The organism is Streptomyces sp. NPDC045021, assembly GCF_056432645.1.
The window spans coordinates 189,316-212,359 of the sequence record NZ_JBWKIQ010000005.1; the positions used below are offsets into that span (position 1 = coordinate 189,316).

Below are 23,044 nucleotides of genomic sequence, written 5' to 3' on the forward strand. Positions count from 1 at the left end.
GCTCGGCTGTCCTGATCGTTTGCCCCATTTTCGCGTATGAACCCGTATTCGGACACCGGCGGAGCGCCACCTGGGGCCGGACGGCGGAACCGGGCCGGGAATCCTCAGTGATCCACGGCGTTGAACCGGAGGTGACATCAGCACTGCGAGGCACCCCGTTGTCCGTCCTGGACCGGTCGCGTACGCGCCAGGGACAGAGCCACGCCCAGGCGCTGCGGGACACGGTCCGCTTCGCCCGGCAGGCCGAGGAGCTCGGCTACCACCGGTTCTGGGTCTCGGAGCACCACAGCGTGCCGGGAGTGGCCGGTTCGGCACCGACCGTGCTCGCGGCGGCCGTCGCGGCCGCCACCTCGCGGATCCGGGTCGGGACGGGCGGCGTGATGCTGCCCAATCACCGGCCGCTGGTGGTGGCGGAGCAGTTCGGTGTCCTGGAGGCGCTCTTCCCCGGGCGCGTCGACATGGGACTGGGCCGGTCGGTCGGGTTCACCGACGGTATCCGGCGGGCGCTGGGCCGCGACAAGGAGGCCGCCGAGGACTTCGGCGCGCAGCTGGCGGAGCTGCTCGGCTGGTTCACCGGCGACCAGCGGGTGCACCCCGAGGTGCACGCCTGGCCCGCCGAGGGGCTGAGGCCGCCCGCGTTCGTGCTGGCCACCGGCTCCGGGGCCGATCACGCGGCGGCGCTGGGGCTGCCGCTGGTGATCGGCGCCGTCCGCGGCGAGGACCCGATGCTGCGCGCCATCGAGAGGTATCGGGAGGGTTTCCGTGCCTCGGCCTGGTCGGAGCGCCCGTACGTCGTGGTGTCCGCCAACGCGGCGGCCGCTGAAACTCCGAAGAGCGCGCGCCGGCTGCTGCTGTCCGAGGCCTGGTCGAGCGCGTACTCCCGGACCCACGGGGCCTTCCCGCCGCTGCTGCCGGCGGCGGAGGTCGAGTCGCTGGAGATGTCCGCGCGGGAGCGCTCCTTCTTCGACGCGGCGCTGGAGGGCCAGATCCACGGCACCGGGGACGAGGTGGCCGCGGCGCTCGGCGCGCTCGTGGATCGCACCGGCGCCGACGAGGTCATGCTGACCACCAGTACCTTCGACCGCGCCGAACTGCTCGACTCCTTCAGCCGGCTGGCCGTGGCGGCAGGCATTGGCGCCCCGGCGGGCGCCCGGTAGCGTCGGCCGCATGAACGAGTTCAACGGGTCGCCGGCCGGGCCGGGAAACCTCGACGTCCGGTGGCACGCCGGCTGGCCGTCGGCGAAGCACGATCCCGCGCCGGAGATCCAGGTGCACGCGTACGACGAGCACACGCTGATCCTGCGGCAGAACATGTCGGTGCACTTCGAGGCGCCCTTCGTGTTCCTGTTCTTCGGCGCGGAACGGGCCCTGCTGCTGGACACCGGGGCCACGGCGGACGAGCGGTACTTCCCGCTGCGCCGCACGGTCGACGCGGCGATCGACGACTGGCTCGTACGCCATCCCCGGCCGGAGTACGGGCTGCTGGTAGCCCACACCCACGGGCACGGCGACCACATCGCGGCCGACGGCCAGTTCGCCGGCCGCCCGGACACCACCGTGGTGGGACCCGGCCTCGCGGAGGTCACCGCCTTCTTCGGCCTGACGGGCTGGCCGGATGTCCGGGGCGAGCTGGATCTCGGCGGCGGCCGGATCCTGGACGTGATTCCGGGCCCCGGCCACCATCAGGCGGCCGTCGTCCTCTACGACCGGGCCACCGGTCTGTTGCTGACCGGCGACTCCTTCTATCCGGGCATGCTCTACGTCCAGGACACCGCCGCCTTCACCGCCACCGTCGACCGGCTGCTCGACTTCTGCGCCACCCGCCCGGTGACCCACATCCTGGGCTGCCACATCGAGATGACCACCACCCCCGGTGACGCGTATCCACGCGGCACCACGTACCAGCCGGACGAGCCGCCGCTGCAGCTGGCCGTCGGGCAGTTGACCGCACTGCGGAAGGCGCTCACCGAGACCGGCGGCCGGCCGGGTGCGCACATTTTTGACAACTTCATCGTGGACATCACCGGTTAGCGGCGTCCTCGTTGGCTTCCGGCACCGAGCAGTTCACGTCCGGTCGTCCTGCGATCACCCTGCGGCAGCACAACTCCCATAATCTGCTTCCCACTTGCTCTCTATGGGAGGCGGCTCATGCGCATGTTCGGACGCACATCGGCAGCGGCGGCACTCGCGGCGGCGGCGGCACTGGCCCTTCTCGTCCCGACCGGTTCGCAGGCGGCGGGGACCGACACCCTCCCCTACTCCGGCAGCACCGGGGTGGGCGTGCACAACGCGTACGACAAGGCCAAGTACCCGTACTTCGCCGACGCGCTGGACTCCGGTGCCGCGCTGCTGGAGCTGGACGTCTGGACCAACTCGTTCGGCGCGAAGTTCCGCGTCTCGCACAGCAACCCGTTCGGCAACGACAACAACTGCGAGAACGCCGCCGACGCCTCCCAACTGCGCGTCAAGCCGGTCAACCAGAGCCTCGACGGCTGCCTCGCCGACATCAAGGCCTGGAGCGACGCGCACCCCGGACACGCACCGGTGCTGCTCAAGGTGGAGATGAAGGACGGCTTCAACGACAAGGGCGGTCTGGGCCCCGACGAGTTCGACGCCCTGGTGGGCAGCAAGCTCGGCAACGCCCTGTACCGGCCGGCCGACCTGGTGGGCGGGCACGGCACGCTCGACGCGGCGGCGCTGGCGGGCGCCTGGCCGACGCGGGCCGCGCTGGCGGGCAAGTTCCTCGTCGAGCTGATACCCGGCACCGTCGAGGAGAGCAACCCCTTCGACAGCCTGTGGACCGACAAGGAGTACGCGACCCGGCTGCGGAATCTCGCCGCCGCCGGCACACTGCCCCAGGCGACCGCCTTCCCCGCCGTGCACGGCGCGGCGGCGGCCGACCCCCGGACCTCCCGTTACCCGGACGCGACGCTCCGGCCGTGGTTCGTGTTCTTCGACGGTGACGCCGCCGCCTATGTGGACGGCGGGATCGACACCGCCTGGTACGACAGCCGGCACTACATCGTGGTGATGACGGACGTGAACAAGGTGGCGCCCGCCATCGACGGCACCCATCCGACGGTGGCCGAGGCGCTGGCCAAGGCCGCGCAGGTCGCCGCGCGTCACGGCAGCTTGGTGACCGCCGACTGGTACGCGCTGCCGTCCGTGCTCTCCTCGGTGTACCCGCGCGGCTGACGCCCTTCGGGCACCGCTCCTTCCACCGGCGCCGTCGGGTCCGCCGCGGTGGCGGGCGGCGCGGCCGGCACGTCCCGCAGCGCGTACAGCGCGAGGGCGGCCGCCGCGACGCACACCACCGCGGCGCCGATGGCGGCCGCGTGCAGTCCGCCGACGAACGCCTCGCGCGCCGCGCCCAGTACGGCGTCACCGGTGCGGCCGGGCAGCCCGGCGGCCACCGCCTGGGCGCTGCCCAGGGTTTCGCGCACCGTGTGCAGTGCGTCGGGCGACAGTCCCGGGGGCAGGGTGTCCGCGACGTCCCGGCGGTAGACGGCGTTGCCGATGCTGCCCAGCACCGCCATGCCGAGCGCGCCGCCGAGTTCGGTGGCCGACTCCAGCAGCGCCGAGGCGGCGCCCGCCCGCTCGGGCGGCGCGACCCCGATGACCATCTCGGTGACCAGCGCCATCACCATGACCAGCCCGGCGGCGTAGGCGCTCGACGCGACCAGCAGCCACCACAGCGGTGAGTCCGACCCCACCTGGGTCAGCGCCAGGAACCCGGCAGCCGCCAGCAGGAATCCGGCACCCATGATGAAAGCCCGGTTGATTCCGCGCCCGGCGAGACCGGGTGCCAGCGGAGCGGTCACGCCGACCACGAAGGACGGCACCAGCGCCCACAGCGCGGCGCGCAACGGACTCATGTCGAGCACCGACTGCAGGTACTGCGTCAGGAAGATGGCGAAGCCCACGGTGGCGAACATGGCCAGGACGTTCACCGCGATGGAGCCGCTGAAGGCGCGCCGGCGGAAGAGCGCGAGGTCGATCAGCGGGTCCGGCCGGCGGCGCTGGCGGCGGACGAAGACGGCGCCGATCACCAGACCGGCCACGACGGACAGCACCGGCACCGGCGCGTATCCGTCCCTGGCCAGTTCCTTGATGCCGTAGATCACCGGCAGCAGGGTGCCCATCGACAGCACCGCGCTCAGCAGGTCGAAGCGGCCGGGGCGCGGGTGCTTGAACTCCGGCAGCAGCAGCGGCGCCAGGATCAGCAGCAGGACCATCGCCGGGATGTTGATCAGGAAGACCGAGCCCCACCAGAAGTGCTCCAGCAGGATCCCGCTGAGCACCGGCCCGATGGCGATGCCGCCCGCCATGGCGCCCGACCAGATGCCGACCGCCGTGGCGCGCTGCTTCGCGTCGTGGAACAGGTTGCGGATCAGCGCCAGGGTCGAGGGCATCAGGGTCGCGCCGCCGATGCCGAGCAGCGCGCGGGCCGCGATCAGCGCCCCCGCGCTGGGGGCGTACGCGGCGAGCAGGGACGCCGAGCCGAACGCGGTGGCGCCCATGAGCAGCAGCTTGCGGCGGCCGATCCGGTCGCCGAGCGAGCCCATCGTGATGAGCAGCCCGGCCAGGACGAAACCGTAGATGTCGAAGATCCACAGCTGTTGGGTGCCGGACGGCTCCAGCTCGCGGCTGATGAACGGCACGGCGAAGTACAGCACCGAGACGTCCATCGAGACCAGGAGCAGGGGCAGCAGCAGGACGCAGAATCCGGTCCATTCGCGGCGGCCCGCCCGGCGTCCGCCGCCGCTCGTGTCAGGGTTGGTCGTTTCTGGCAGCGCTTCTGGCATCGGATATGCCTCCCCGTCTGGTGCGTACACTGTATCTATAACACCGTACACGCCCATCGAATCACGGCAACAACCCATATGGCACAAGCTTTTTGACCCCTGTAACACTAGTGCACCAGGGTAGTGCGGCCGGTCGGCGGAGCCTCCGGCCGGCGCGCTCGGCCGTTCGCCGTGGTCACCCTGCTAGCCTCGGTATCGCCGGTGCACTAGTACGCCGCGACGCCGTGCCCGCCGACCGACGAGGGAGACATCCGTGACCCGGTCCGCCGCCTCCGCGGAACCGCCCTATCTCCGGATCGTGGGCGAGATCCGCCGCCGGATCGCGGCCGGCGAGCTGGCCGCGGGCGACCGGGTGCCCTCGACCCGGGGGATCACCCAGGAGTTCGGCGTCGCGATGGCGACCGCCACCAAGGTCCTCACCACCCTGCGCCAGGAGGGCCTGGTCCAGGCGCTGCCCGGTATCGGAACCGTCGTCGCGGGACCCGGCCCCGGACCGCGGCCGGCGTCCTCCGGGGTCCGGGACGGGCAGCCCGCGAGGCCCGTACGGCCCGCGAGGCAGCCGCGCCCGGCCCGTACGCCCGAGGGGGAGCTGACGCGCGAACGGATCGTTCTCGCCGCGGTCGCGATCGCGGACGCGGAGGGGCTGTCGGCCGTCTCCATGCGCCGGGTCGCGGCGGAGCTCGGCGTGGCCGCGATGGCTCTCTACCGCCACGTGCCGGGCAAGGACGAACTCGTCGTGCTGATGGCCGACTCGGCGGCCGGTCGGGGGGAACTGCCCGAGCCGGGTCCGGCCGACTGGCGGGACCGACTGGAGCAGGGCACCCGGCTGCAGTGGGAGATGTACCGCCGGCACCCGTGGCTGGCGCAGGTGATGTCGATGACCAGGCCGCCGCTGGTGCCCAACGCGATGGCGATCGTCGAGTGGTCGATGCGCGCACTGGACCATCTCGAACCGTCCGACATGCTCCATGTGGCGGTCACGATGGTGAACTACGCCCGGGGCACCGCGGTGAGCCTGGAGGCCGAGGCGGAGGCCGAGCACTCCACCGGTATCACCAGCGCGCAGTATCTGGACGCCAGCGAGGCGGCGATGAACGCCATCGTGGCGTCGGGCAGGTTCCCGATGTATTCCAGCGTCGCCGGGCGGCACGACCTGGAGATCGATCTCGACTCGATCTTCGAGTTCGGGCTGCTCCGCATGCTCGACGGCATCGAGGTCTTCATCTCCCGGTAACGGGTCCGGCTGCCGCCTTTCACCGGTGGCTGTCTCGGGAGTGGCCGTCGCAGCGCTGACGGCCACCGCCGGCATTCTCCGCGTCCCCCTTCAACGCCCTTTTGTGCCACAGCTATAGCTCTTCCTTGCAATCAATCGTCGCAATATTGCGCTGACTTATGGACTTGCTGCAGGCGAGCTCGTACTCTCTCCCACGCCCGGCCGAAACCCCCGCGACACGTGCCCGCAGCGCATTCGCAATGTGCGCCTCGCGCCCCCCACCTTCGACCTGCAAGGACGTGCCTCTGTGATGCATGCACCCCCAAGTCCACGCCTCAGGCGCAGTACCACCGCGATCGTCTCCCTCGTCGTCAGCGCGGCCGCCGCGCTGACCGGGGTGGGGCTCGCGACCGCTCCCGCCGCGCACGCGGCCGGCGTCGCCGCGCTGTCCCCCCTGGATGTTCCGAACCGTGGCGCGGTCGTGCCGTTCAAGGAGCAGGAGGCGGAGTACGCCGCCACCAACGGCACGGTGATCGGGCCGGACCGGCTGTACGGCAACCTCCCGTCGGAGGCGCAGGGCCGGCAGGCCGTCACGCTGAACGCGGTCGGCCAGTACGTCGAGTTCACGCTGAGCGCCCCCGCGAACGCCATGTCGTTCCGCTACAGCCTCCCCGACACCTCGAACGGTGCCGGGCGCGACGCGGCCATCGACCTGAAGATCAACGGCTCCACGCTGAAGAGCGTGCCGGTGACCTCCAAGTACAGCTGGTACTACGGCGGCTACCCGTTCAACAACAACCCGGGCGACACCAACCCCCACCACTTCTACGACGAGACGCGGACCATGTTCGGCTCGACGCTGCCGGCCGGGACGAAGATCCGTCTGCAGGTGGCCTCGACCGCCGCCTCCCCCACCTTCACCATCGACCTGGCCGACTTCGAGCAGGTCGCGGCCCCCATAGCCAAGCCGGCCGGCGCACTGGACGTGGTCGCCGATTTCGGCGCGGACCCGACCGGCGCCGCCGACTCCACCGCCAAGTTCCAGGCCGCGGTCAACGCCGGCCAGGCGCAGGGCAGGACGGTCTACATCCCGCAGGGCACCTTCACGCTCTACGACCATGTGGTCGTAGACGGGGTCACCCTGGCGGGCGCGGGGCCGTGGTACAGCGTGCTCGGCGGGCGCGACCCGGTGAACCGCAACCGCGCCGCGGGCATCTACGGCAAGTACGTCGCCGGTGGTGGCTACACCGGCGGGGTACGGCCGCAGGAGGCGGGCGGGCCGAGCCGGAACGTCACCCTCAAGGACTTCGCCATCATCGGCGACATCCGCGAGCGCTCGGACGACGACCAGGTCAACGCCCTCGGCGGCGCGATGTCCAACTCCGTGGTCGACAACCTGTGGATCCAGCACACCAAGGTCGGTGCCTGGATGGACGGCCCGATGGACAACTTCACCATCAAGAACAGCCGCATCCTGGACCAGACCGCGGACGGCGTGAACTTCCACACCGGTGTCACCAACTCCACGGTCACCAACACCTTCCTGCGCAACCTCGGTGACGACGGCCTGGCGTCCTGGCCGGAGCGGGTCGCGAACGTCGGCGACTCCTTCACCCACAACACGGTGATCCTGCCGATCCTGGCGAACAACATCGTCACCTACGGCGGGAAGAACTTCACGATCTCCGACAACGTGATGGCGGACACCATCTCCAACGGCGGCGGGCTGCACATCGCCAACCGCTACCCCGGGGTCAGTTCGGGCAACGGCACCGCCGTCGCGGGCACCATCACCGCGGCCCGCAACACCCTGATCAGAACCGGCAACAACGACTTCAACTGGAACTTCGGAGTCGGCGCGGTCTGGTTCGACGGCCTCAACGAGGCCATCAGCGGCGCGGTCATCAACATCACCGACACCGACATCCTGGACAGCTCGTACGAGGCGATCCAGACCATCGAGGGGGGCGTCACAGGCGTCAACTTCACCAACGTCAATATCGACGGCGCCGGTACCTATGCCATCCAGGCCCAGGTGCAGGCCAACATGAAGTTCACCAACGTCACCGCCAAGCACATCGCCCAGGCCGCCACCCCGATCCACAACTGTGTCGGCGCGAGCTTCGTGATCGTCGACGGCGGTGGGAACTCCGGCTGGAACACCGGTTCCACCTGCACCGGCAACTGGCCCGCCCCGATCTGGACCAACGGCGGCATCCCGTCGGATCCGTCGAACCCGCCGACCACCCCGCCCACGACGCCGCCCACCACACCCCCGACCACCCCGCCGGCCTGCGTCCCGGGCACCGGCAACCTCGCCCAGGGCAAGCCCGTCACCGCCACCAGCGCCAACGGCGGCTACAGCGCCGCCAACGCCGTCGACGGCAACGCCGGCAGCTACTGGGAGAGCGCCAACAGCTCCTTCCCGCAGTCGCTGACCGTCGACCTCTGCGCCGCCACGAGCGTGGACAGCGTGACGTTCAAGGTGCCGCCCGGCTGGGAGTCGCGCTCGCAGAACATCACGGTCCTCGGCTCCGCCAATGGAACGGACTTCAGCCAGCTGGCCGCGCCGAAGGCGTACGCCTTCGATCCGGGCAGCGCCAACACCGTCACGGCCGGATTCGGCGCCGCCAACGTGCGCTACGTCCGGGTGACCGTCTCGGCCAACACCGGCTGGCCGGCCGCCCAGCTCTCCGAGCTGGAGGTCCGCTCCACCGGTACGACGCCGCCGACGACTCCTCCCACCACTCCCCCGACTACCCCGCCGGCCAACAGCAACCTGGCCGCGGGCAAGAACATCAGCGCCACCAGCGCCAATGACGTCTACGCGGCCCGCAACGCCAACGACGGGAACTCGGGCAGCTACTGGGAGAGCGCGAGCAACGCCTTCCCACAGTCGCTCACCGTCGACCTGGGCGCGGTGACCGCGGCCGGCCGGATCGTCCTCAAGCTCCCGCCGCCGTCGGCCTGGGCCACCCGTACGCAGACCCTGAGCGTGCTCGGCAGCGCCGACAACTCCTCGTGGAGCACCCTGAAGGCCTCCGCCGGCTACACCTTCGATCCGGCGAGCGGCAACAGCGCGAGCATCACACTGCCCGCCGGCACCACCACCCGCTATCTGCGGCTGACGTTCACGGCCAACACCGGCTGGCCCGCCGGCCAGCTCTCCGAATTCGAGGTGTATGCCTCCTGACACCCGATCCACCGGGCCCGGCCGGCAGCCGCACCAGGCTGCCGGCCGGGCCGGCGCACGTCATGTCGGGTCAGGTCCCGTCAGTCCACGTCCATGCGGGCGGTGACGCGTTTGCCGTCGCGGACGCGCTCGGCGGTGACCTGCCGGCAGAGCCGGCCGACGATCTCCATCCCGTGACCGCCGATGCGCGTGGGGTCGGGCTCGAAGCGTCGCGGCAGCTCGGTGCTGGTGTCCCAGACCGTGACCTCCACGTCGCCGCCGCGGTAGCTCAGCTCCATCAGGTACGGCCCCGGGGCGTAGCGTCCCGCGTTGGTCACCAGTTCGCTCACGACCAGCAGCACGTCCTGGACGCGCTGCTCGGGCATCGGGGCGGCGCGGTCCTGGGCGAGGTCGTCGAGGAACGCGGCGGCCAGGTCGCGGGCAGCGGCGATGGTGCCGTACCGGCCCGGGTAGCTGACCGAGCGCTTGAGGGGCTCCGTCACGGTGGTCCGCACATCCAACATGTCGGGTTAGCCCCTTCTGCGTCAGCAGCGGTCACGTGCTTGTCCTCTTCGGCCTCTGCCCCAGCGACGGTGTTCCATGCGCGGCGGGAGCCGGCTCGGGCTCGGCGTCCGGGTCGCCGAGCCCGACGCCCGCCCGGCGGGCGGCGCTCTCCAGGGCGCGCACGGCCAGCCACAGCACGCCGATGTCGTCGATCAGGATCGGGTCGGGCAGCAGGTCCACCGGGCAGACGAAGTAGGCGATCGCTCCCCAGAACATCGCCTTCCCGGTCAGCGGGACGTGGGCGGCCACCAGCAGCCGCCGCACCCGGACCAGGCGCACGGCCAGCCGTACGGCGATGACCAGCATGACCAGGACGGCCAGTGCCGCCAGGGTCCACACCAGGGTGGTGTCGCTCATCCGGTCCTCCAGTCGGCGGGCCGGCCCGGCGGGCGCCCGTCCGGGGTCTTGTACCCGTTCTGCCCGCGCCACTCGCCGGTGGCCGCCTCCGCGATCGCGCTGATCTCCCGTCCCGGTCAGCGGCGGCGCCCGCGGCGGCTCGGGACGGACCATCCGGAGCCGAGTCCTGCCAGGTGGAGGGCGACCAGGACGAGCCCCACGAGCTGCAGGCTGCCAGGTGCGAATACGATGTCCGTCGAGGTTTCGGTCGCGTTGATGACGAAGGCGACCGCGAAGGCGACGGCTGCGGCGATGGCAAGCATCCGGACTTCCTTTCCCGAGCTTTTTTGAGCCTCCCGAGCACATCGGAGGATCACGCGCTGTCCACAACTGATCGGTCATCTCTGCGTCTTGCCCGCATTCGGCCTTTCAATCGCTGGACATCCGCCAACCGCGTCCGGATCCGGGGTCCGGCTGGACCGGCTTTTCCCGGGTATCCGACAGGCAGATCAGCGCACCGCTGACTCCGCACCGTTCAGCGAGCACCGCTTCGCCGAGTTGCACCGAGGAGCCGGAATGATCGACGAGCAGGCCGTACTGGCCCTGGGGCCCGCCGGACGCAAACCCGCGGCGCACGCCCCCGCGGGCGGGCGCCGGCGGCTGGTCCTGACGGCGCTGCGCGGCGCTGCCGTCGCCGCGTGGGACGAGGACGCCTCCGAGCGGGCGGCGGCCCTCACGTACTACGCCATGCTGGCGCTGTTCCCCACCCTCCTGGTGACGGTCTCGGTGATCGGTCTCGCCGGGACCGCCTCGACCGGTGATCTGATCGCGCAGGTCGCGGCGGTGGTGCCGGCCGAGTCGCGGCAGCTCGTGACGAGCACCATGAAGGACATGGCCCAGGAGCACTCGGCGGCCTGGTTCCTGGCCGTCAGCGGCACCGTGGGGGCGATGTGGTCCGCTTCCAGCTATCTCGCCGTCTTCCGGCGGGCGCTGCACTCGATGTACGGCGTGAGCGACCACCGGCCGGCCTGGCGGACCGCGCCCCGCATCGTCATCACCGCGCTCGTGCTGCTGACCCTGCTGGTCTGCAGCGCGGTCACGCTGATGGTGACGGGCCAGCTGGCGCGCCGGGCCGGACAGCTGCTGGGCATGGACGAAGCGGCGGTGACCAGCTGGAACGCACTGAAGTGGCCACTGCTGCTGTGCCTGGCGACGGTTCTGGTCCTGATCCTGTTCCGCTCGGGACCCGCCAGGTTCCGGCCCCTGCGCGCGATGGCTCCGGGCGGCGCGCTGGCCGTCGTGCTGTGGCTGCTCTCCTCGGTGGGATTCGCCGTCTACGTCTCCGTCTTCGGGACGTACAACCGGCTGTACGGGTCGCTGGCCGGGACCGTCGTCTTCCTGGTCTGGCTGTGGGTGTCCCACATCGCCCTGCTCGTCGGCGCGCATTTCAACGCCGAGCTGGCCAAGGGGCGCAGTGCCCGGGCACTCGCCGACGCCGGGTCAGATTCGCTGCGTGAAGGGGTTTCTGAGGGCGCGTAACCCGACCGGGCGCTCCGTCCGGGCGCCCGGTCCACCGTATGGAGCAGGTTACCGCGCAGAACGGGGCAAAGCGTTCCTACCGTGAACCCATGACTGTTTCCGGTCCTGCCCGCACCCCGTCCCTCCGGTCCCGCGCGACGGTGCTCGCCGCCGTCTGTCTGACCGTCAGCTGCCAGGCCGCCCCGGCGCTCGCCGACGGGGACGACGGCCACGCGCCCGGCCGCATCGTCGTCGGCGGCGCGACCCTGGGCAGGCCCGGGGTGCATGTCCTGCCGAAGGCCGGCTCGCCGGCGCTGCCCGCCGGTCTGTCGGCGCTGTCCTGGATCGTGGCCGACGCGCGGACCGGCGAGGTGCTCGCGGCCAAGGACGCGCACCGCCCGCTGCCGCCGGCCAGCACCCTCAAGACCCTCTTCGCCGTCACCGTCCTGCCCCGCTTCCCGCAGGAGACCACCCACACCGTGACCGAGGACGAGCTGTCCGGTATCGGAGCGGGCAGCAGCCGGGTCGGTGTGCAGGCGGGGCAGACGTACACGGTGGCCGACCTGTGGCGCGGGGTGTTCCTCAGCTCGGGCAACGACGCGGTCCACGTACTCGCCCGGATGAACGGCTCGGTGCCGCTGACGGTCTCTCAGATGCAGGCCAAGGCGAAGATGCTCGGCGCGGACGACACCGAGGTGGTCTCGCCCGACGGATACGACGCCCCCGGCCAGGTCTCGTCGGCCTACGACCTGACGCTCTTCGCCCGCGCCGGACTGGCCACCCCGTACTTCGCCGGCTACACCTCCACCGCCACCGCGATGTTCCCCGGCGGCACCGACGCGCGCGGCCGGGAGGTGCCGCCGTTCCAGATCCAGAACACCAACCGCCTGCTGACCGGGGCCGACGGGGTGGGGACGTATCCGGGGATCATCGGCGTGAAGAACGGCTACACCACGAACGCCGGCAACACGCTGATCGCCGCCGCCCAGCGCGGCGACCGCACGCTGATCGCCACGGTGATGAACCCGCAGTCCGGCGTCGCGCAGGCCGTGTACAAGGAGGCTCGTGCCCTGCTGGACTGGGGCTTCGGGGCCGCCGGGGTGAACGGTTCCGTCGGCACCCTCAACACCGTCACCCGAGCCGTGCCCGCCTCGGCGTCGCGCCGGCAGGTGTCCGCCGCGCCGGCGCCGGTGCCGGCGGCGCTTCCCGCCACGGACTCCGTGTCGGCGTGGAACGGCTGGGCCTGGTCCGCCGCCGCGGGCGCCCTGGTGGCGGCGGCCGCCGCCGGTACGGTCCTCGCCGGCCGCCGGTACCTCCGCTCGCGCTGACCGCGATCGGTCCTGAAGAGCGGCGCACGGTTATTCCCGTCGGCTTCTCCGCGTCCGTCCCGCGGAATTCCCCGACCATCCGAAGCGGCGTGCTACAGTGCGAACAGCACTCGAGTACGCCGCTTCTCGGCGCCGGTGCTTGTTCCACTCCCGCCGTGGCAGATTCCGTCCCTCAGGACCGGCCGCCCGGCATTGATTCTCCTTCCTTCCCCTCGCGGGTCGGCAAGCCAGTGGTGCGTGACACGTCCGCCCACTCACTCCGCCCCCGCCGGGACCTTCTTTGGTATGTCCGTGAAAGGACCCAGCATGACCACCACACTCGAACACCCCCCTGCCAGAACCACCCGCACCACCCTTCCCACGCCGGTCACCGGCGTCCTCGATGTCGTCGGCGGCCAGGGCTTCCTGCGCACCGGCGGCTACCATCCGGCGCCGGGCGACCCGCAGGTGACAGCGGCTCAGATCCGCAGGTACGGCCTGCGCAAGGGCGACCTCGTCCAGGGCTTCTCCGATCGGCCGCGTGCCCTCACCGGCATCGAGCGGATCAACGGCCGCGAGGCCGGCGCCCCGAGCGTCCGCCCGCACTTCGGCGACCTCACCCCCGTCCATCCGCGGGAGCGGCTGCGGCTGGAGACCTCGCCCGGCGCCCTCACCACCCGGCTCGTCGACCTCGTCGCGCCGATCGGCAAGGGCCAGCGCGGGCTCATCGTGGCCCCGCCCAAGACCGGCAAGACCCTGCTCCTGCAGAGCCTGGCCAACGCCGTCGCCGTCAACCACCCCGATGCCCACCTCATGGTCGTCCTCCTGGACGAACGCCCCGAGGAGGTCACCGACATGCGCCGGTCGGTGCGCGGCGAGGTGCTCGCCTCGACGTTCGACCGCCCGGCCAAGGAACACATCGCGCTGGCCGAGCTGGCCGTCGAACGCGCCAAGCGGCTGGTCGAACTCGGCCAGGACGTGGTGATACTCCTCGACTCGATCACCCGGCTCTGCCGCGCCCACAACAACGCGGCGCCCGGCAACGGCCGCACCCTCAGCGGCGGTGTCGACTCCGCCGCGGTGCAGGCGCCCAAGCGGCTCTTCGGTGCCGCGCGCTGCGCCGAGGAGGGCGGCTCCCTGACCATCCTCGCGACCGCCCTCGTCGACACCGGCTCCCGGGCCGACGACTACTTCTTCGAGGAGCTGAAGGGCACCGGCAACATGGAGCTGCGGCTGGACCGCTCGCTCGCCGAGAAGCGGATCTTCCCGGCCGTCGACGTGACCCCGTCCGGCACCCGGCGCGAGGAGCTGCTGCTGCCCGCCGCCGAGCTGGCGGCCGTGCGCGGCCTGCGCCGCGCCCTGCAGGCCAGGGACACCCAGCAGACCCTCGAGGTGCTGCTCGATCGGATCCGGAAGACGCCGGACAACGCCACGTTCCTTGCACAGATCCACCGCACGGTCCCCGGCGCCTGAGCGCCGCTCCTCGCGGCCGTCCTGATCCACCACACGGCGCCGATCGGAGGTCTGGAGATCCCGACCCTGCACGGCTATCTCATCGCCTTCACCATGGCCGGCGGGGTCGCGATCCTCGCCTTCCTCGCGGCGGTGTCGATACCCGGCGGCCGGCGCGGCACGACCGGTCTGCCCGCGCAACGCTCCGAACCGGCCGCGGACCCCGCGCTGGAGGGAGCATGAGCACCATGACGACAGCTGCCCCCGACTCCCCGCGCCGCGACGCCGACGCCACCAAGGCCGCCATCCTGCGCGCCGCCCGGACCATGCTGGGGCGGCGCGCCTACGGCGACATCACCCTCAAGGCCATCGCGGAGCGGGCCGGGGTGAGCGCGCAGCTGATCGTGAAGTACTTCGGCAACAAGGAGAAGCTCTTCGCCCGCATCATCTCCTTCCAGTCCGACGCGGAAGCGCTCCTGGACGCCCCGCTGGACGAGCTGGGCCGGCACATGGTCACCCAGGTCCTCACCAGCCAGAACGAGCGCGGCATCGACCCCATCCTGCGGATCGTCTTCGCGCCGCTGCACTCCGCCGAGGGGCAGGGCGACATCCGGCGCGCCAACTTCCGCGAGCAGGTCATCGCCGGCCTCGCCCGGCGGCTGACCGGTCCCGAGGCCGCACTGCGGGCCGAACTCGCCGTGGGCATGCTGCTGGGCCTCGGCGCCGTCTACGGGATCGCACGCGGCGAGGCGGTCCGCGCGATGACGGTTCCCGCCCTCGTCGAGCGGTGCGCTCCCGCGCTGCAGGAGCTCATCACTCCGACCGGAAACCCGTTGGCTCCCGCCGCCCGGTAGCGGTGAGGATGGCCGGGTGGACCCTACGACGATCGAACACTTCCTCGACAACGGCTTCATCAGGATCGAGCGGGCCTTCTCCGAGGAGACCGCGCGGGCCTGCGCGGAGCTGCTCTGGGCGAAGACCGGCACCGACCCGGACGATCCGGCCTCGTGGACAGAACCGGTGCACTGGGTGTCCGACATGCCGGACGCGCCCTTCGTCGAGGCCGCCAACACCCCGGTGCTGCACGACGCGTTCGACCACCTGGTCGGCCCCGGCCGCTGGGTGCCGCGGCCCTCGCTGGGGTCCTTCCCGCTCCGCTTCCCGCATCCGAAGGAGCCGGACGACGCCGGCTGGCACATCGAGGGGAGCTATCTCCCCGAGGGCGCCCAGTGGTATTACGCCAACCTCCGTTCCGAGGGCCGGGCGTTGCTGATGCTGTTCCTCTTCACCGAGACCGGCCCCGAGGACGCGCCGACCCGGATCAGGGTCGGCTCGCACCTGGACGTCCCACCGGTCCTCGAGCCGTTCGGCGAGCAGGGGGCCTCGACGTTGGAAATAGCCGCCCGGATCGACGAGGTGAGCGCGCACCGGCCGGTCGCGCTGGCCACCGGCAGCCCCGGGGACGTCTATCTGTGCCATCCGTTCCTGGTGCACGCGGCCCAGCCGCACCACGGCACCCGCCCACGGTTCATGGCCCAGCCCCCGCTGTATCCGGCGGTCCACTACGAGCTGGAACGGTCCAACGGCGCGTACTGCCCGGTGGAGACCGCGATCCGGCGGGGCCTGGAAGGCTCCCGCGGCGTCAGCGGCGGCCGGTCCGTTGGATAGCGTTCACGGCATGTTGCACGGGCGCGCCGGGGAACAGTCGGCCATCGGGGAGCTGCTGGCCGGCGCCAGGGCGGGCCGCAGCGGTGTGCTGGTACTGCGCGGCGAGGCCGGTATCGGCAAGACGGCGCTGCTCGACGACACGGTCGGCGCCGCCGGTGACATGACCGTCGTCCGCGGCTCCGGCATCGAGTTCGAGGCCGAACTGCCCTTCGCGGGCCTGCAGTTGCTGCTCCGTCCCGCGATGGGTTCGATCGGTGCGCTGCCCGCGCCGCAACGGCTCGCGCTGGAGGCCGCGTTCGGGATGACCGTCGCGGCGGCCCCTGACCCGATGTTCGTCGGGCTCGCCGTGCTGTCCCTGCTGTCGGCCCACTCGGGGGACGGGCCGCTGCTGTGTGTCGTGGACGACGCGCAGTGGCTGGACCGGGTCTCCACCGACGCGCTGATGTTCGCCGCCCGACGGCTCGATGCCGAGGGGATCGCCCTGGTCTTCGCGGCCCGTGACGGCGAGGGCACGTTCCCCGCCCCCGGGCTGCCCGAACTGCGGCTGCGCGGCCTGACCCCGGAGTCGGCGGGGGCCCTGCTCACGCTGCACGGGGCCAAGCTGACGTCCACCGTCCGGCGCCGCGTCCTCACCGAGGCCCAGGGCAACCCACTGGCCCTGCTGGAGCTGCCGGTCGCATTCCGGGCGGAGCGGTCCGACGGCCGGTTCCGGCCGGGCGCGCTGCCGCTCACCAGCCGTCTGCACATGGCGTTCCACGGCCGGGTCAGCCATCTGCCGGCCGCCACCCAGCTGCTGCTGCTCGTCGCCGCCGCCGAACACACCGGCGATCTGCGGGCCGTGCTGCGGGCGGCCGAGGCGCTGGGCGCGGGCACGGCGGACCTGCCGCCCGCGCAGGAGGGCGGTCTGATCCTGCTGGACGACGACCGGCTGCGCTTCCGCCATCCGCTGGTACGTGCCGCGGTCTACCAACGCGCGCCACTGGCCGATCGGCTGACCGTCCATCAGGCGCTGGCCGCGATCCTCGACGGCCCGCAGGACGCGGACCGCAGGGCCTGGCATCTGGCGTCCGCCGCGACCGGTCCCGACGAGACGGCGGCCGGCGCGCTGGAGGACACCGCCGGGCGGGCCAGGGACCGCAGCGGCTACACGGCGGCCTCCCTCGCCTTCGAGCGGGCCGCGCGTCTCAGCACCGATCCCGACGCCAGGACCCGACGGCTCGCCCTGGCGGCCGAGGCGGCCTCCGAGGCCGGTGAACTGGACCGGGCCCGTGACTTCGCCGAGCAGGCCGCGCGCCGCAGCCCCGATCCCGTGCTGACGGCCCGGCTCCACCACGTCCGGGCCCTGGCGGAATTCCTGAGCGGCTCCTTCCCCACCGCGCACCGGCTGCTGATCGACGGCGCCGGGCACGCGGCCGCCGCCGATCCGCAGCGCGCCGCCCGGATGCTCATGCAGGCCGCCCACACGGCCTGGTACCTCGGCGAACAGGACGTCGCGGACACGGTGCAGCGGCTGGACGCGCTGGTACTGCCCGCGACGAGTTCCGTGGCGCCGGTGGCCCGTTTCATCACCGCCGCCCTCGGTCCGCCGGCCGCCGGCGGGCCGCCGGATCTGACCGCCGCCGTCGCCTCGGCCCGCGCCGCCGGGGCCTGCGACCCGCGCGACCTGATGCTGCTGTGCGGCGCCGGGCTGGCCGTCGGGCAGGACGACGAGGCGCATGAACTGGCCGCCGCGCTCGCCGCCGAGAGCCGCGACCGGGGCGGTATCGGGCGGCTGCCGACCGTGCTGTTCTTCATGGCCGAGGCCGAGGTGTTCGCGGGCCGGCACCGTGACGCGCTGGCCACCGCGCAGGAGGCGCTGCGGATCGCCGGGGACACCGGACAGCAGCAGTGGATCAGCCAGTTCAGCAGCGTGCTGGCCTATCTGGCGGCCGTCGAGGGGGACGAGGAACGCTGCCGGACGTACACCGACGACGCCCTCGCCGTCGTCGCCGGCGCCGCGATGCCGCCCGGCGCGCCCTGGGCGTACTGGACGCAGGGCATGCTCGATCTGTGCCTGGGCCGGGCGCGGTCGGCGCTCGACGGGTTGGAGCGGCTCACCCATGAGCCGCTGCGGCACCACTTCTGTGCCACCCGCAGCACCCCCGACCTCGTCGAGGCGGCCGTCCGGCTGGGCCTCGGCCCGCGCGCCGCCGAGCCGTTCGCCCGCCTCGAACGCTGGGCGGCCCGCTCCCGGCAGCCCTGGTCCGACGCGCTGGTGCTGCGCTGCCGGGCACTGCTCGCCCCCGACTCCGAGGCCGAGGCGCACTTCACGGCCGCGCTGAAGCTCCACGACGAGCACCGCCGGCCGCTGGAACACGCCCGTACCGGGCTGCTCTACGGTGAATGGCTGCGGCGCGCACGCCGTAAGAGCGAGGCGCGCGGCCAGCTGCGGGCGGCGCTCGACGTGTTCGAGCGGCTCGGCACCCGACCGTGGGCGGACCGGGCGCGCAGCGAGCTGGGGGCGACCGGCACGGTGGCCCCGCAGAGCCAGGAGCCGGGCGTGCTCGCCGGACTGACGCCGCAGGAGCTGCAGATCGCGCGGCTCGCCGCCCAGGGAATGTCCAACCGGGACATCGCAGCTCAGCTCTTCCTCAGCCCGCGCACCGTCGGCTACCACCTGTACAAGGCGTATCCGAAGCTCGGTATCGCCTCCCGCGGCGAACTCGCCGCCCTTTTCGGGTGATCGCCCGCGAGGAAAAGCCTGCCGGGAGCGGGCCCGCCGGGAGATGCTGACCGTATGAACGCACCTGATCAGGCTCTACGGGCACCGGGAAGTGTGCTGGCCCTCCACGTCGACGATGTGCCCACCACCGAGATCGGCCCCGGCGTCCTGCTGCGCGAGCTGCCCGGCCCGGCCCCGTTCAGCTTCTGGGTGGTGGACTTCGCACCCGGCTCCCGGTGGCCCGGCGTCGATGTCCACGAGACGGTCGGGGAGGGTTACTACGTGGCCGAGGGCGAGGTCATCGAGGGCGACCTACGCCATGGCCCCGGCACCTACGTCCTGCTCGAACAGGGCTCCAGCCACCAGCCGCGTTCCGAGACCGGGGCGCGGGTGTTCGGCTACAACCACCCCGCCGGCTGACCCGGCGCCGTCGGCGGCGTGCCGCGGAACGCGGAAATGCCCGCCCGGTCCTGGGGTCAGGTCCAGGATCGGGCGGGCACTCCGGGTCTCACGGGGTCGCGGGATCACACGGATCGCACGCGGGTCGCGGGACGGATCAGACGGTCACGCCGTGCTCGTTCAGGTACGCGACCGGGTCGATGTCCGAGCCGTAGTCGGGGCCGGTGCGGATCTCGAAGTGCAGGTGCGGGCCGGTCACGTTGCCGGTCGCGCCGGACAGGCCGATCTGCTGGCCCTCGGTGACGGTCTCGCCGGCCGAGACGGACAGCGAGGACAGGTGCGCGTACTGCGAGTACTTGCCGTCGCTGTGCCGGATGACGACCTGGTTGCCGTAGGCGCCACCGTCGCCCGCGGACACGACGGTGCCGGCGGCGATCGCCTTCACCGTGGTGCCGGTCGGCACGACGAAGTCCACACCGGTGTGGTAACCGCTGGACCAGCTGGAACCGGCCTGGTGGTACGGGGTGCCGATGCTGGCGCCCGAGACCGGCAGGGTGTAACCGGAGGAGGAGCTCGCCGCGGCGGGGGCCTTGGTGGCGGAGGACGAGGACTTCGCAGCCGAGTCGCTCTTGGCCGGGGCCTTCTTGGCCTGCGCGGAGGAGGACTTCGCGGACGACTTCGGCGCCGGGTGCGAGGACGGCGCGGAGTGCGACGGGGCGGCCTTGGCGCCGAGGGCCAGGGTCTGGCCGGGGAAGATCAGGTCCGGGTTGCCACCGACGGTCTCCTTGTTGTCGGTGTACAGCTTCTGCCAACCACCGCTGACGTGGTGCACGTCGGCGATCTTCGACAGGCTGTCACCGTGGACCACCTTGTAGGAGGCGTCGTGGCCCTTCGCGGGAGCGGCCTTGGCCGGAGCGGCCTTGGCGGCGGGCTGTGCGGCGTGCGCCGGGGTGGTGGTGGCGGCGTTCGCGGCGGCTACGTGCGTGTCGGCCGCGAAGGCGTTCGACGACATGGCCAGCGGAAGTGCGAGAGCGGCGCCACCGGTACCGGCCGCGACGCAGATCTTGGTGAGCCGGTTCATACGGCCACGACGGTGCTTTCCCTTTGCGGGCATGAAGGAGTTCCTCTCCTACGCCGGCGAGGTGAGCTGTCGGGTTCGGGCCGGAGATGCCCGGTCGCGGCATGCGCCATTACGGCGCGACGCATTGCGACTTCACCCCAAGCCATTCCCGATCTTCGGGAACGGCACTTACCTGGGTCCCCCGCTCCTGCCGTAGAAGTTTGGTGTTCAAGACACCGGGCAGCGGCAGGACTAGGCGTTCCACCCGGTGGGATCCTGCGAGCACTCGACCCGCAGGAGAGCGAAGCTAAACGAACTCCCGACGGCTGGGCAACAATCCGGAATGAGCCGCATATCACGTCGCGAGTTACCCGCGCATTTCCGTGACCCTATGTCGGCAGGTCCGGTCTGTGCGTATGCGATTCCTTCACGTTCGGTGAGTCCGCACATGGAAAGCGTCACAAAATGCCGATGTGGTGAACGCACCGTGGACAAGTCGGCAGCGCTGCGTATCACACGCGTGAGCCCGCTCACTCGGCGGGCCGGGTGTGAGCGCCGTCACATGGCGGGATGCGCCGACGCCTGTCCCTGGGACTGTCCCGCGGACGGTCCTGGAGCCTGCCCCGGGCGGATCCGGGGGTCCAGGACGCGGCTGAGGCGGTAGGCGGCGACCCGGAAGCCCACCGCCGGCCAGTGACCGGCCGCCAGCGGCGAGGCGGAGTGCCAGCGCGCGCCGATGTGCCGGTACTCGTGGTCGTACGCCCACGCCACCGCGGTGGCCAGCAGGATCCGGCTGACGCCCTCGCCCCGCGCGGACGGCTCGACGTACGCCTCGGCCAGTTCCACGCAGGCGTCGGGGGTGACCGGGCCGGCCGGGGACGGGGCGAGCAGGACCATGCCGATCTCCTCGCCGCCGCGGGCGGCGATCCAGGCCGCGCAGCGGGGATCGGAGAGGGTGTCGGTGTACCGGGTGCGCATCGCGGCCAGTGCGGCGTCGGACTGCGGCAGGAACATCGCGGACTGCCGTTGGTAGCGGGCCGACTCCGAGGCCATCCGGCCGATCTGCGGCAGATCGCCGGGGCCGGCCCGGCGGATGCTCAGCCCGTCCACTCCGCGTGGCTGCCGGCCGCGGGGTTTGACGGCCATCAGCCCGTACATCTCCTCGAATCCGAAGCCCAGTTGGCACCAGTCCATCGCGCCGGTCCCGGACGCCGGCAGTTCGACGTAGTGCACCAGTCGCCGCTGGGCGACGAGTCGGGCGGCGGCCTCGGTGTACAGGGCGCGCAGCGCCGCGTTGTCGCGCTGCCCGGGCGCGGGGGCGTGCCCGCCGTGCCGGACCACCGCGGAGCGCGGGTGGCTGCGGAGCGCGGCGGGGGCGTCCTCGGCGAGGTCGAGCGGGGTGGCCGCGAGGTATCCGGCAGGCCGGCCGCCGCTGTCCCGGGCGAAGTAGGCCTCGGTGTCGGGTTCCGCGAGGAGCTTCCCGAGCAGTTCCTCGCCGGACGGGGCGCCCGGCGGCCTGCCTTTTCGGGAGTGTCCGGACCAGCGGTCGTACAGGGCGGCGGCCTCGGGTATGTGCTCGGCGCTCATCGGCGCGATCGCGAAGGTCATGGTGGGGGGCGACGCTAGCCGTCCGCGTGGTCCGGCGGCAAGGGATGTCCGCTCCAGGCCGGGTGCCGGGGGTCGTCGGCGTGCACCAGGACGTCCGCGGCCTCCGCCGGGCGGACCTCGTCGGCGTATCGGCCGAAGGCGGGCAGCGTCCAGCGTTCGCCGTCCGGGGTGCGCCGGGCCAGGGCCGCCGGGGAGAGCCGCAGATGGACCGTCAGGTCGAGGTCGAGCCCCTGGCCGAGCAGCAGTTGACCGTCCAGCAGCAGGACACCGCCGGGCGGCAGTTCCACGTAGCCGGCCCGGGTCGCGCGGTCGGTGGCCGCGTCCCACAGCGAGGGCAGCACCCGGCCGCTGCCGCCCGGTGCCAGCGGGTCGAGGACCTCGCGGCGCAGCGCGCCGGTGTCCAACCACAGGTCGTAGTAGGCGTCGGAGTCCTCGCGGCCGTATTCGAAGCGCAGCGAGGCGGGGCGCCAGAAGTCCGCGGCGCGCACCCGCAGCACGCGGTGCCCGCGGGCGGGCAGTTCGTCGGCGAGCGCGTCCGCCAGCGCGGCGGGTCCGGCGGCCGGGGCGCCGTCGACGGCCACCCGCAGCCACGGCCTGGCGGCCGTCGGAGTGAGGCCGGCGACCCGGTCGGCGAGGGTCCCGGCCAGCCGGGGCCAGGTGATCGGGGTCAGCCGCATAGGCGGCATCGTCGCATACGCGGCGCCAGGCCCTGGCCCTGGATCGGCGGGGTCACTCGCCTGTTCGGGCGACTTGGCTGCGCCATTCGCGTGAGGGCGGACATGACCCGCGGCCGGCCCGGCAAGGATCGCGCCGAGATCGCTCCGAGGGGCTTCCGGAACGACCATTCGGGGGAAATTTCCTACAAATCACCCATTTACCACTTTCCACCACCCATTACTTTTTGTGAGCCTGGAAGAACTCATGGTGACCGTCCCCATCACCCAGGAGAAAGCCCAATGATCCTGTCTATCTCAGGCGTCGTTCTGCTCGGCGTCATCGCGTTCCTGTTCTTCCGCAAAGACGGGCTGAAGGTCTCCCACCTCCTCGTCTGCGCCCTCTTCGGCTTCTACCTCGCGGGCACCGGAATCGCCCCGAGCATCAAGGCCGGCGGAGCCAGCCTGGCGAGCCTGTTGGGCGGGATCAAGATCTAGCGGGGCCGTCTACGACGGCAGCCCCAGGGCCCGGACGCTTCGCAGCGCTCCGGGCCCCACCTCGTCACCCACGACCCGCCACCCTCCCGC

The 23,044-nt window shown here is 71.9% G+C and carries 21 protein-coding genes and 1 riboswitch; of the genes, 14 read left to right on the top strand and 7 right to left on the bottom strand.

Going from position 1 to position 23,044, the window contains the following annotated elements:
• Nucleotides 1-131 precede the first annotated feature (131 nt).
• From AC07DC_RS17605 to AC07DC_RS17615, 3 genes are all read left to right on the top strand, one after another.
• A complete protein-coding gene (locus tag AC07DC_RS17605) occupies nt 132-1,157 on the top strand; it encodes an MsnO8 family LLM class oxidoreductase (RefSeq protein ID WP_478915319.1) in 1,026 nt (341 codons plus the stop codon).
• A 10-nt stretch (nt 1,158-1,167) separates the two neighbouring features.
• Nucleotides 1,168-2,031 (top strand): MBL fold metallo-hydrolase, encoded by an 864-nt coding sequence (locus tag AC07DC_RS17610; RefSeq protein ID WP_478915320.1) that lies wholly within the window; start codon nt 1,168-1,170, stop codon nt 2,029-2,031.
• Nucleotides 2,032-2,148: 117 nt separating this feature from the next.
• Nucleotides 2,149-3,195 carry a phosphatidylinositol-specific phospholipase C domain-containing protein gene (locus tag AC07DC_RS17615; protein ID WP_478915321.1) on the top strand — a complete coding sequence of 349 codons (1,047 nt, stop codon included), beginning with the start codon at nt 2,149-2,151 and terminating at the stop codon, nt 3,193-3,195.
• Here the strand turns inward: AC07DC_RS17615 and AC07DC_RS17620 are convergent.
• Nucleotides 3,123-4,805 (bottom strand): MFS transporter, encoded by a 1,683-nt coding sequence (locus AC07DC_RS17620; protein WP_478915322.1) that lies wholly within the window; start codon nt 4,803-4,805, stop codon nt 3,123-3,125. The genes AC07DC_RS17615 and AC07DC_RS17620 overlap by 73 nt on opposite strands.
• 253 nt (nt 4,806-5,058) lie before the next feature.
• Here AC07DC_RS17620 and AC07DC_RS17625 point away from each other — a divergent pair, with 253 nt between their 5' ends.
• Both AC07DC_RS17625 and AC07DC_RS17630 read left to right on the top strand, forming a co-directional pair.
• On the top strand, nt 5,059-6,039 hold the full coding sequence (locus AC07DC_RS17625; RefSeq protein ID WP_478915323.1) for a TetR/AcrR family transcriptional regulator C-terminal domain-containing protein: 981 nt from the start codon (nt 5,059-5,061) through the stop codon (nt 6,037-6,039).
• A gap of 289 nt (nt 6,040-6,328) precedes the next feature.
• A complete protein-coding gene (locus tag AC07DC_RS17630) occupies nt 6,329-9,211 on the top strand; it encodes a galactose-binding domain-containing protein (RefSeq protein ID WP_478915324.1) in 2,883 nt (960 codons plus the stop codon).
• A gap of 80 nt (nt 9,212-9,291) precedes the next feature.
• On the opposite strand, the gene AC07DC_RS17635 is transcribed toward AC07DC_RS17630, so the two are convergent.
• The 3 genes from AC07DC_RS17635 to AC07DC_RS17645 form a co-directional block, all read right to left on the bottom strand.
• On the bottom strand, nt 9,292-9,714 hold the full coding sequence (locus tag AC07DC_RS17635; protein ID WP_478915325.1) for an ATP-binding protein: 423 nt from the start codon (nt 9,712-9,714) through the stop codon (nt 9,292-9,294).
• 31 nt (nt 9,715-9,745) lie between these two features.
• Nucleotides 9,746-10,111 (bottom strand): YkvA family protein, encoded by a 366-nt coding sequence (locus tag AC07DC_RS17640; RefSeq protein ID WP_478915326.1) that lies wholly within the window; start codon nt 10,109-10,111, stop codon nt 9,746-9,748.
• Between the two features lie 116 nt (nt 10,112-10,227).
• On the bottom strand, nt 10,228-10,413 hold the full coding sequence (locus AC07DC_RS17645; RefSeq protein ID WP_478915327.1) for a hypothetical protein: 186 nt from the start codon (nt 10,411-10,413) through the stop codon (nt 10,228-10,230).
• A gap of 253 nt (nt 10,414-10,666) precedes the next feature.
• Here AC07DC_RS17645 and AC07DC_RS17650 point away from each other — a divergent pair, with 253 nt between their 5' ends.
• From AC07DC_RS17650 to AC07DC_RS17685, 8 genes are all read left to right on the top strand, one after another.
• A complete protein-coding gene (locus tag AC07DC_RS17650) occupies nt 10,667-11,629 on the top strand; it encodes a YihY/virulence factor BrkB family protein (RefSeq protein ID WP_478915328.1) in 963 nt (320 codons plus the stop codon).
• Between the two features lie 89 nt (nt 11,630-11,718).
• On the top strand, nt 11,719-12,936 hold the full coding sequence (locus AC07DC_RS17655) for a D-alanyl-D-alanine carboxypeptidase family protein (protein ID WP_478915329.1): 1,218 nt from the start codon (nt 11,719-11,721) through the stop codon (nt 12,934-12,936).
• A gap of 306 nt (nt 12,937-13,242) precedes the next feature.
• Nucleotides 13,243-14,388: a transcription termination factor Rho gene (gene rho, locus AC07DC_RS17660; RefSeq protein WP_478915330.1), complete on the top strand. Its 1,146-nt coding sequence runs from the start codon at nt 13,243-13,245 to the stop codon at nt 14,386-14,388.
• A 93-nt stretch (nt 14,389-14,481) separates the two neighbouring features.
• Nucleotides 14,482-14,610, top strand: coding sequence for a hypothetical protein (locus tag AC07DC_RS17665; protein ID WP_478915331.1), 129 nt, complete (start codon nt 14,482-14,484; stop codon nt 14,608-14,610).
• Nucleotides 14,607-15,221, top strand: coding sequence for a TetR/AcrR family transcriptional regulator (locus tag AC07DC_RS17670; protein ID WP_478915332.1), 615 nt, complete (start codon nt 14,607-14,609; stop codon nt 15,219-15,221). Before AC07DC_RS17665 ends, AC07DC_RS17670 begins: the two co-directional genes overlap by 4 nt.
• A gap of 16 nt (nt 15,222-15,237) precedes the next feature.
• Nucleotides 15,238-16,035: a phytanoyl-CoA dioxygenase family protein gene (locus AC07DC_RS17675; protein ID WP_478915333.1), complete on the top strand. Its 798-nt coding sequence runs from the start codon at nt 15,238-15,240 to the stop codon at nt 16,033-16,035.
• Between the two features lie 10 nt (nt 16,036-16,045).
• Nucleotides 16,046-18,757: a helix-turn-helix transcriptional regulator gene (locus tag AC07DC_RS17680; RefSeq protein WP_478915334.1), complete on the top strand. Its 2,712-nt coding sequence runs from the start codon at nt 16,046-16,048 to the stop codon at nt 18,755-18,757.
• A gap of 54 nt (nt 18,758-18,811) precedes the next feature.
• A complete protein-coding gene (locus tag AC07DC_RS17685; RefSeq protein WP_478915335.1) occupies nt 18,812-19,156 on the top strand; it encodes a cupin domain-containing protein in 345 nt (114 codons plus the stop codon).
• Nucleotides 19,157-19,292: 136 nt separating this feature from the next.
• Here the strand turns inward: AC07DC_RS17685 and AC07DC_RS17690 are convergent, their stop codons facing one another.
• The 3 genes from AC07DC_RS17690 to AC07DC_RS17700 form a co-directional block, all read right to left on the bottom strand.
• Nucleotides 19,293-20,249, bottom strand: a complete 957-nt coding sequence (locus AC07DC_RS17690; protein ID WP_478915336.1) for a M23 family metallopeptidase — start codon at nt 20,247-20,249, stop codon at nt 19,293-19,295.
• Between the two features lie 5 nt (nt 20,250-20,254).
• Nucleotides 20,255-20,432: riboswitch (cyclic di-AMP (ydaO/yuaA leader) on the bottom strand.
• Nucleotides 20,433-20,753: 321 nt separating this feature from the next.
• Nucleotides 20,754-21,803, bottom strand: a complete 1,050-nt coding sequence (locus AC07DC_RS17695; protein ID WP_478915337.1) for an N-acetyltransferase family protein — start codon at nt 21,801-21,803, stop codon at nt 20,754-20,756.
• A gap of 14 nt (nt 21,804-21,817) precedes the next feature.
• Entirely contained in the window at nt 21,818-22,480 is a 663-nt protein-coding gene (locus tag AC07DC_RS17700; protein WP_478915338.1) for a nucleoside/nucleotide kinase family protein, read from the bottom strand.
• A 279-nt stretch (nt 22,481-22,759) separates the two neighbouring features.
• On the opposite strand from AC07DC_RS17700, the gene AC07DC_RS17705 reads away from it, so the two are divergent.
• On the top strand, nt 22,760-22,954 hold the full coding sequence (locus tag AC07DC_RS17705) for a hypothetical protein (protein ID WP_250974913.1): 195 nt from the start codon (nt 22,760-22,762) through the stop codon (nt 22,952-22,954).
• The last annotated feature ends 90 nt before the right edge of the window (nt 22,955-23,044 follow it).

Coding starts and splice junctions, on each gene's coding strand:
- AC07DC_RS17610 (WP_478915320.1), top strand. CDS start 1,168: ATGAACGAGTTCAACGGGTCGCCGGCCGGGCCGGGAAACCTCGACGTC.
- AC07DC_RS17615 (WP_478915321.1), top strand. CDS start 2,149: ATGCGCATGTTCGGACGCACATCGGCAGCGGCGGCACTCGCGGCGGCG.
- AC07DC_RS17620 (WP_478915322.1), bottom strand. CDS start 4,805: ATGCCAGAAGCGCTGCCAGAAACGACCAACCCTGACACGAGCGGCGGC.
- AC07DC_RS17630 (WP_478915324.1), top strand. CDS start 6,329: ATGCATGCACCCCCAAGTCCACGCCTCAGGCGCAGTACCACCGCGATC.
- AC07DC_RS17635 (WP_478915325.1), bottom strand. CDS start 9,714: ATGTTGGATGTGCGGACCACCGTGACGGAGCCCCTCAAGCGCTCGGTC.
- AC07DC_RS17640 (WP_478915326.1), bottom strand. CDS start 10,111: ATGAGCGACACCACCCTGGTGTGGACCCTGGCGGCACTGGCCGTCCTG.
- AC07DC_RS17645 (WP_478915327.1), bottom strand. CDS start 10,413: ATGCTTGCCATCGCCGCAGCCGTCGCCTTCGCGGTCGCCTTCGTCATC.
- AC07DC_RS17650 (WP_478915328.1), top strand. CDS start 10,667: ATGATCGACGAGCAGGCCGTACTGGCCCTGGGGCCCGCCGGACGCAAA.
- AC07DC_RS17655 (WP_478915329.1), top strand. CDS start 11,719: ATGACTGTTTCCGGTCCTGCCCGCACCCCGTCCCTCCGGTCCCGCGCG.
- rho (WP_478915330.1), top strand. CDS start 13,243: ATGACCACCACACTCGAACACCCCCCTGCCAGAACCACCCGCACCACC.
- AC07DC_RS17665 (WP_478915331.1), top strand. CDS start 14,482: ATGGCCGGCGGGGTCGCGATCCTCGCCTTCCTCGCGGCGGTGTCGATA.
- AC07DC_RS17670 (WP_478915332.1), top strand. CDS start 14,607: ATGAGCACCATGACGACAGCTGCCCCCGACTCCCCGCGCCGCGACGCC.
- AC07DC_RS17680 (WP_478915334.1), top strand. CDS start 16,046: ATGTTGCACGGGCGCGCCGGGGAACAGTCGGCCATCGGGGAGCTGCTG.
- AC07DC_RS17685 (WP_478915335.1), top strand. CDS start 18,812: ATGAACGCACCTGATCAGGCTCTACGGGCACCGGGAAGTGTGCTGGCC.
- AC07DC_RS17690 (WP_478915336.1), bottom strand. CDS start 20,249: ATGCCCGCAAAGGGAAAGCACCGTCGTGGCCGTATGAACCGGCTCACC.
- AC07DC_RS17695 (WP_478915337.1), bottom strand. CDS start 21,803: ATGACCTTCGCGATCGCGCCGATGAGCGCCGAGCACATACCCGAGGCC.
- AC07DC_RS17700 (WP_478915338.1), bottom strand. CDS start 22,480: ATGCGGCTGACCCCGATCACCTGGCCCCGGCTGGCCGGGACCCTCGCC.
- AC07DC_RS17705 (WP_250974913.1), top strand. CDS start 22,760: ATGATCCTGTCTATCTCAGGCGTCGTTCTGCTCGGCGTCATCGCGTTC.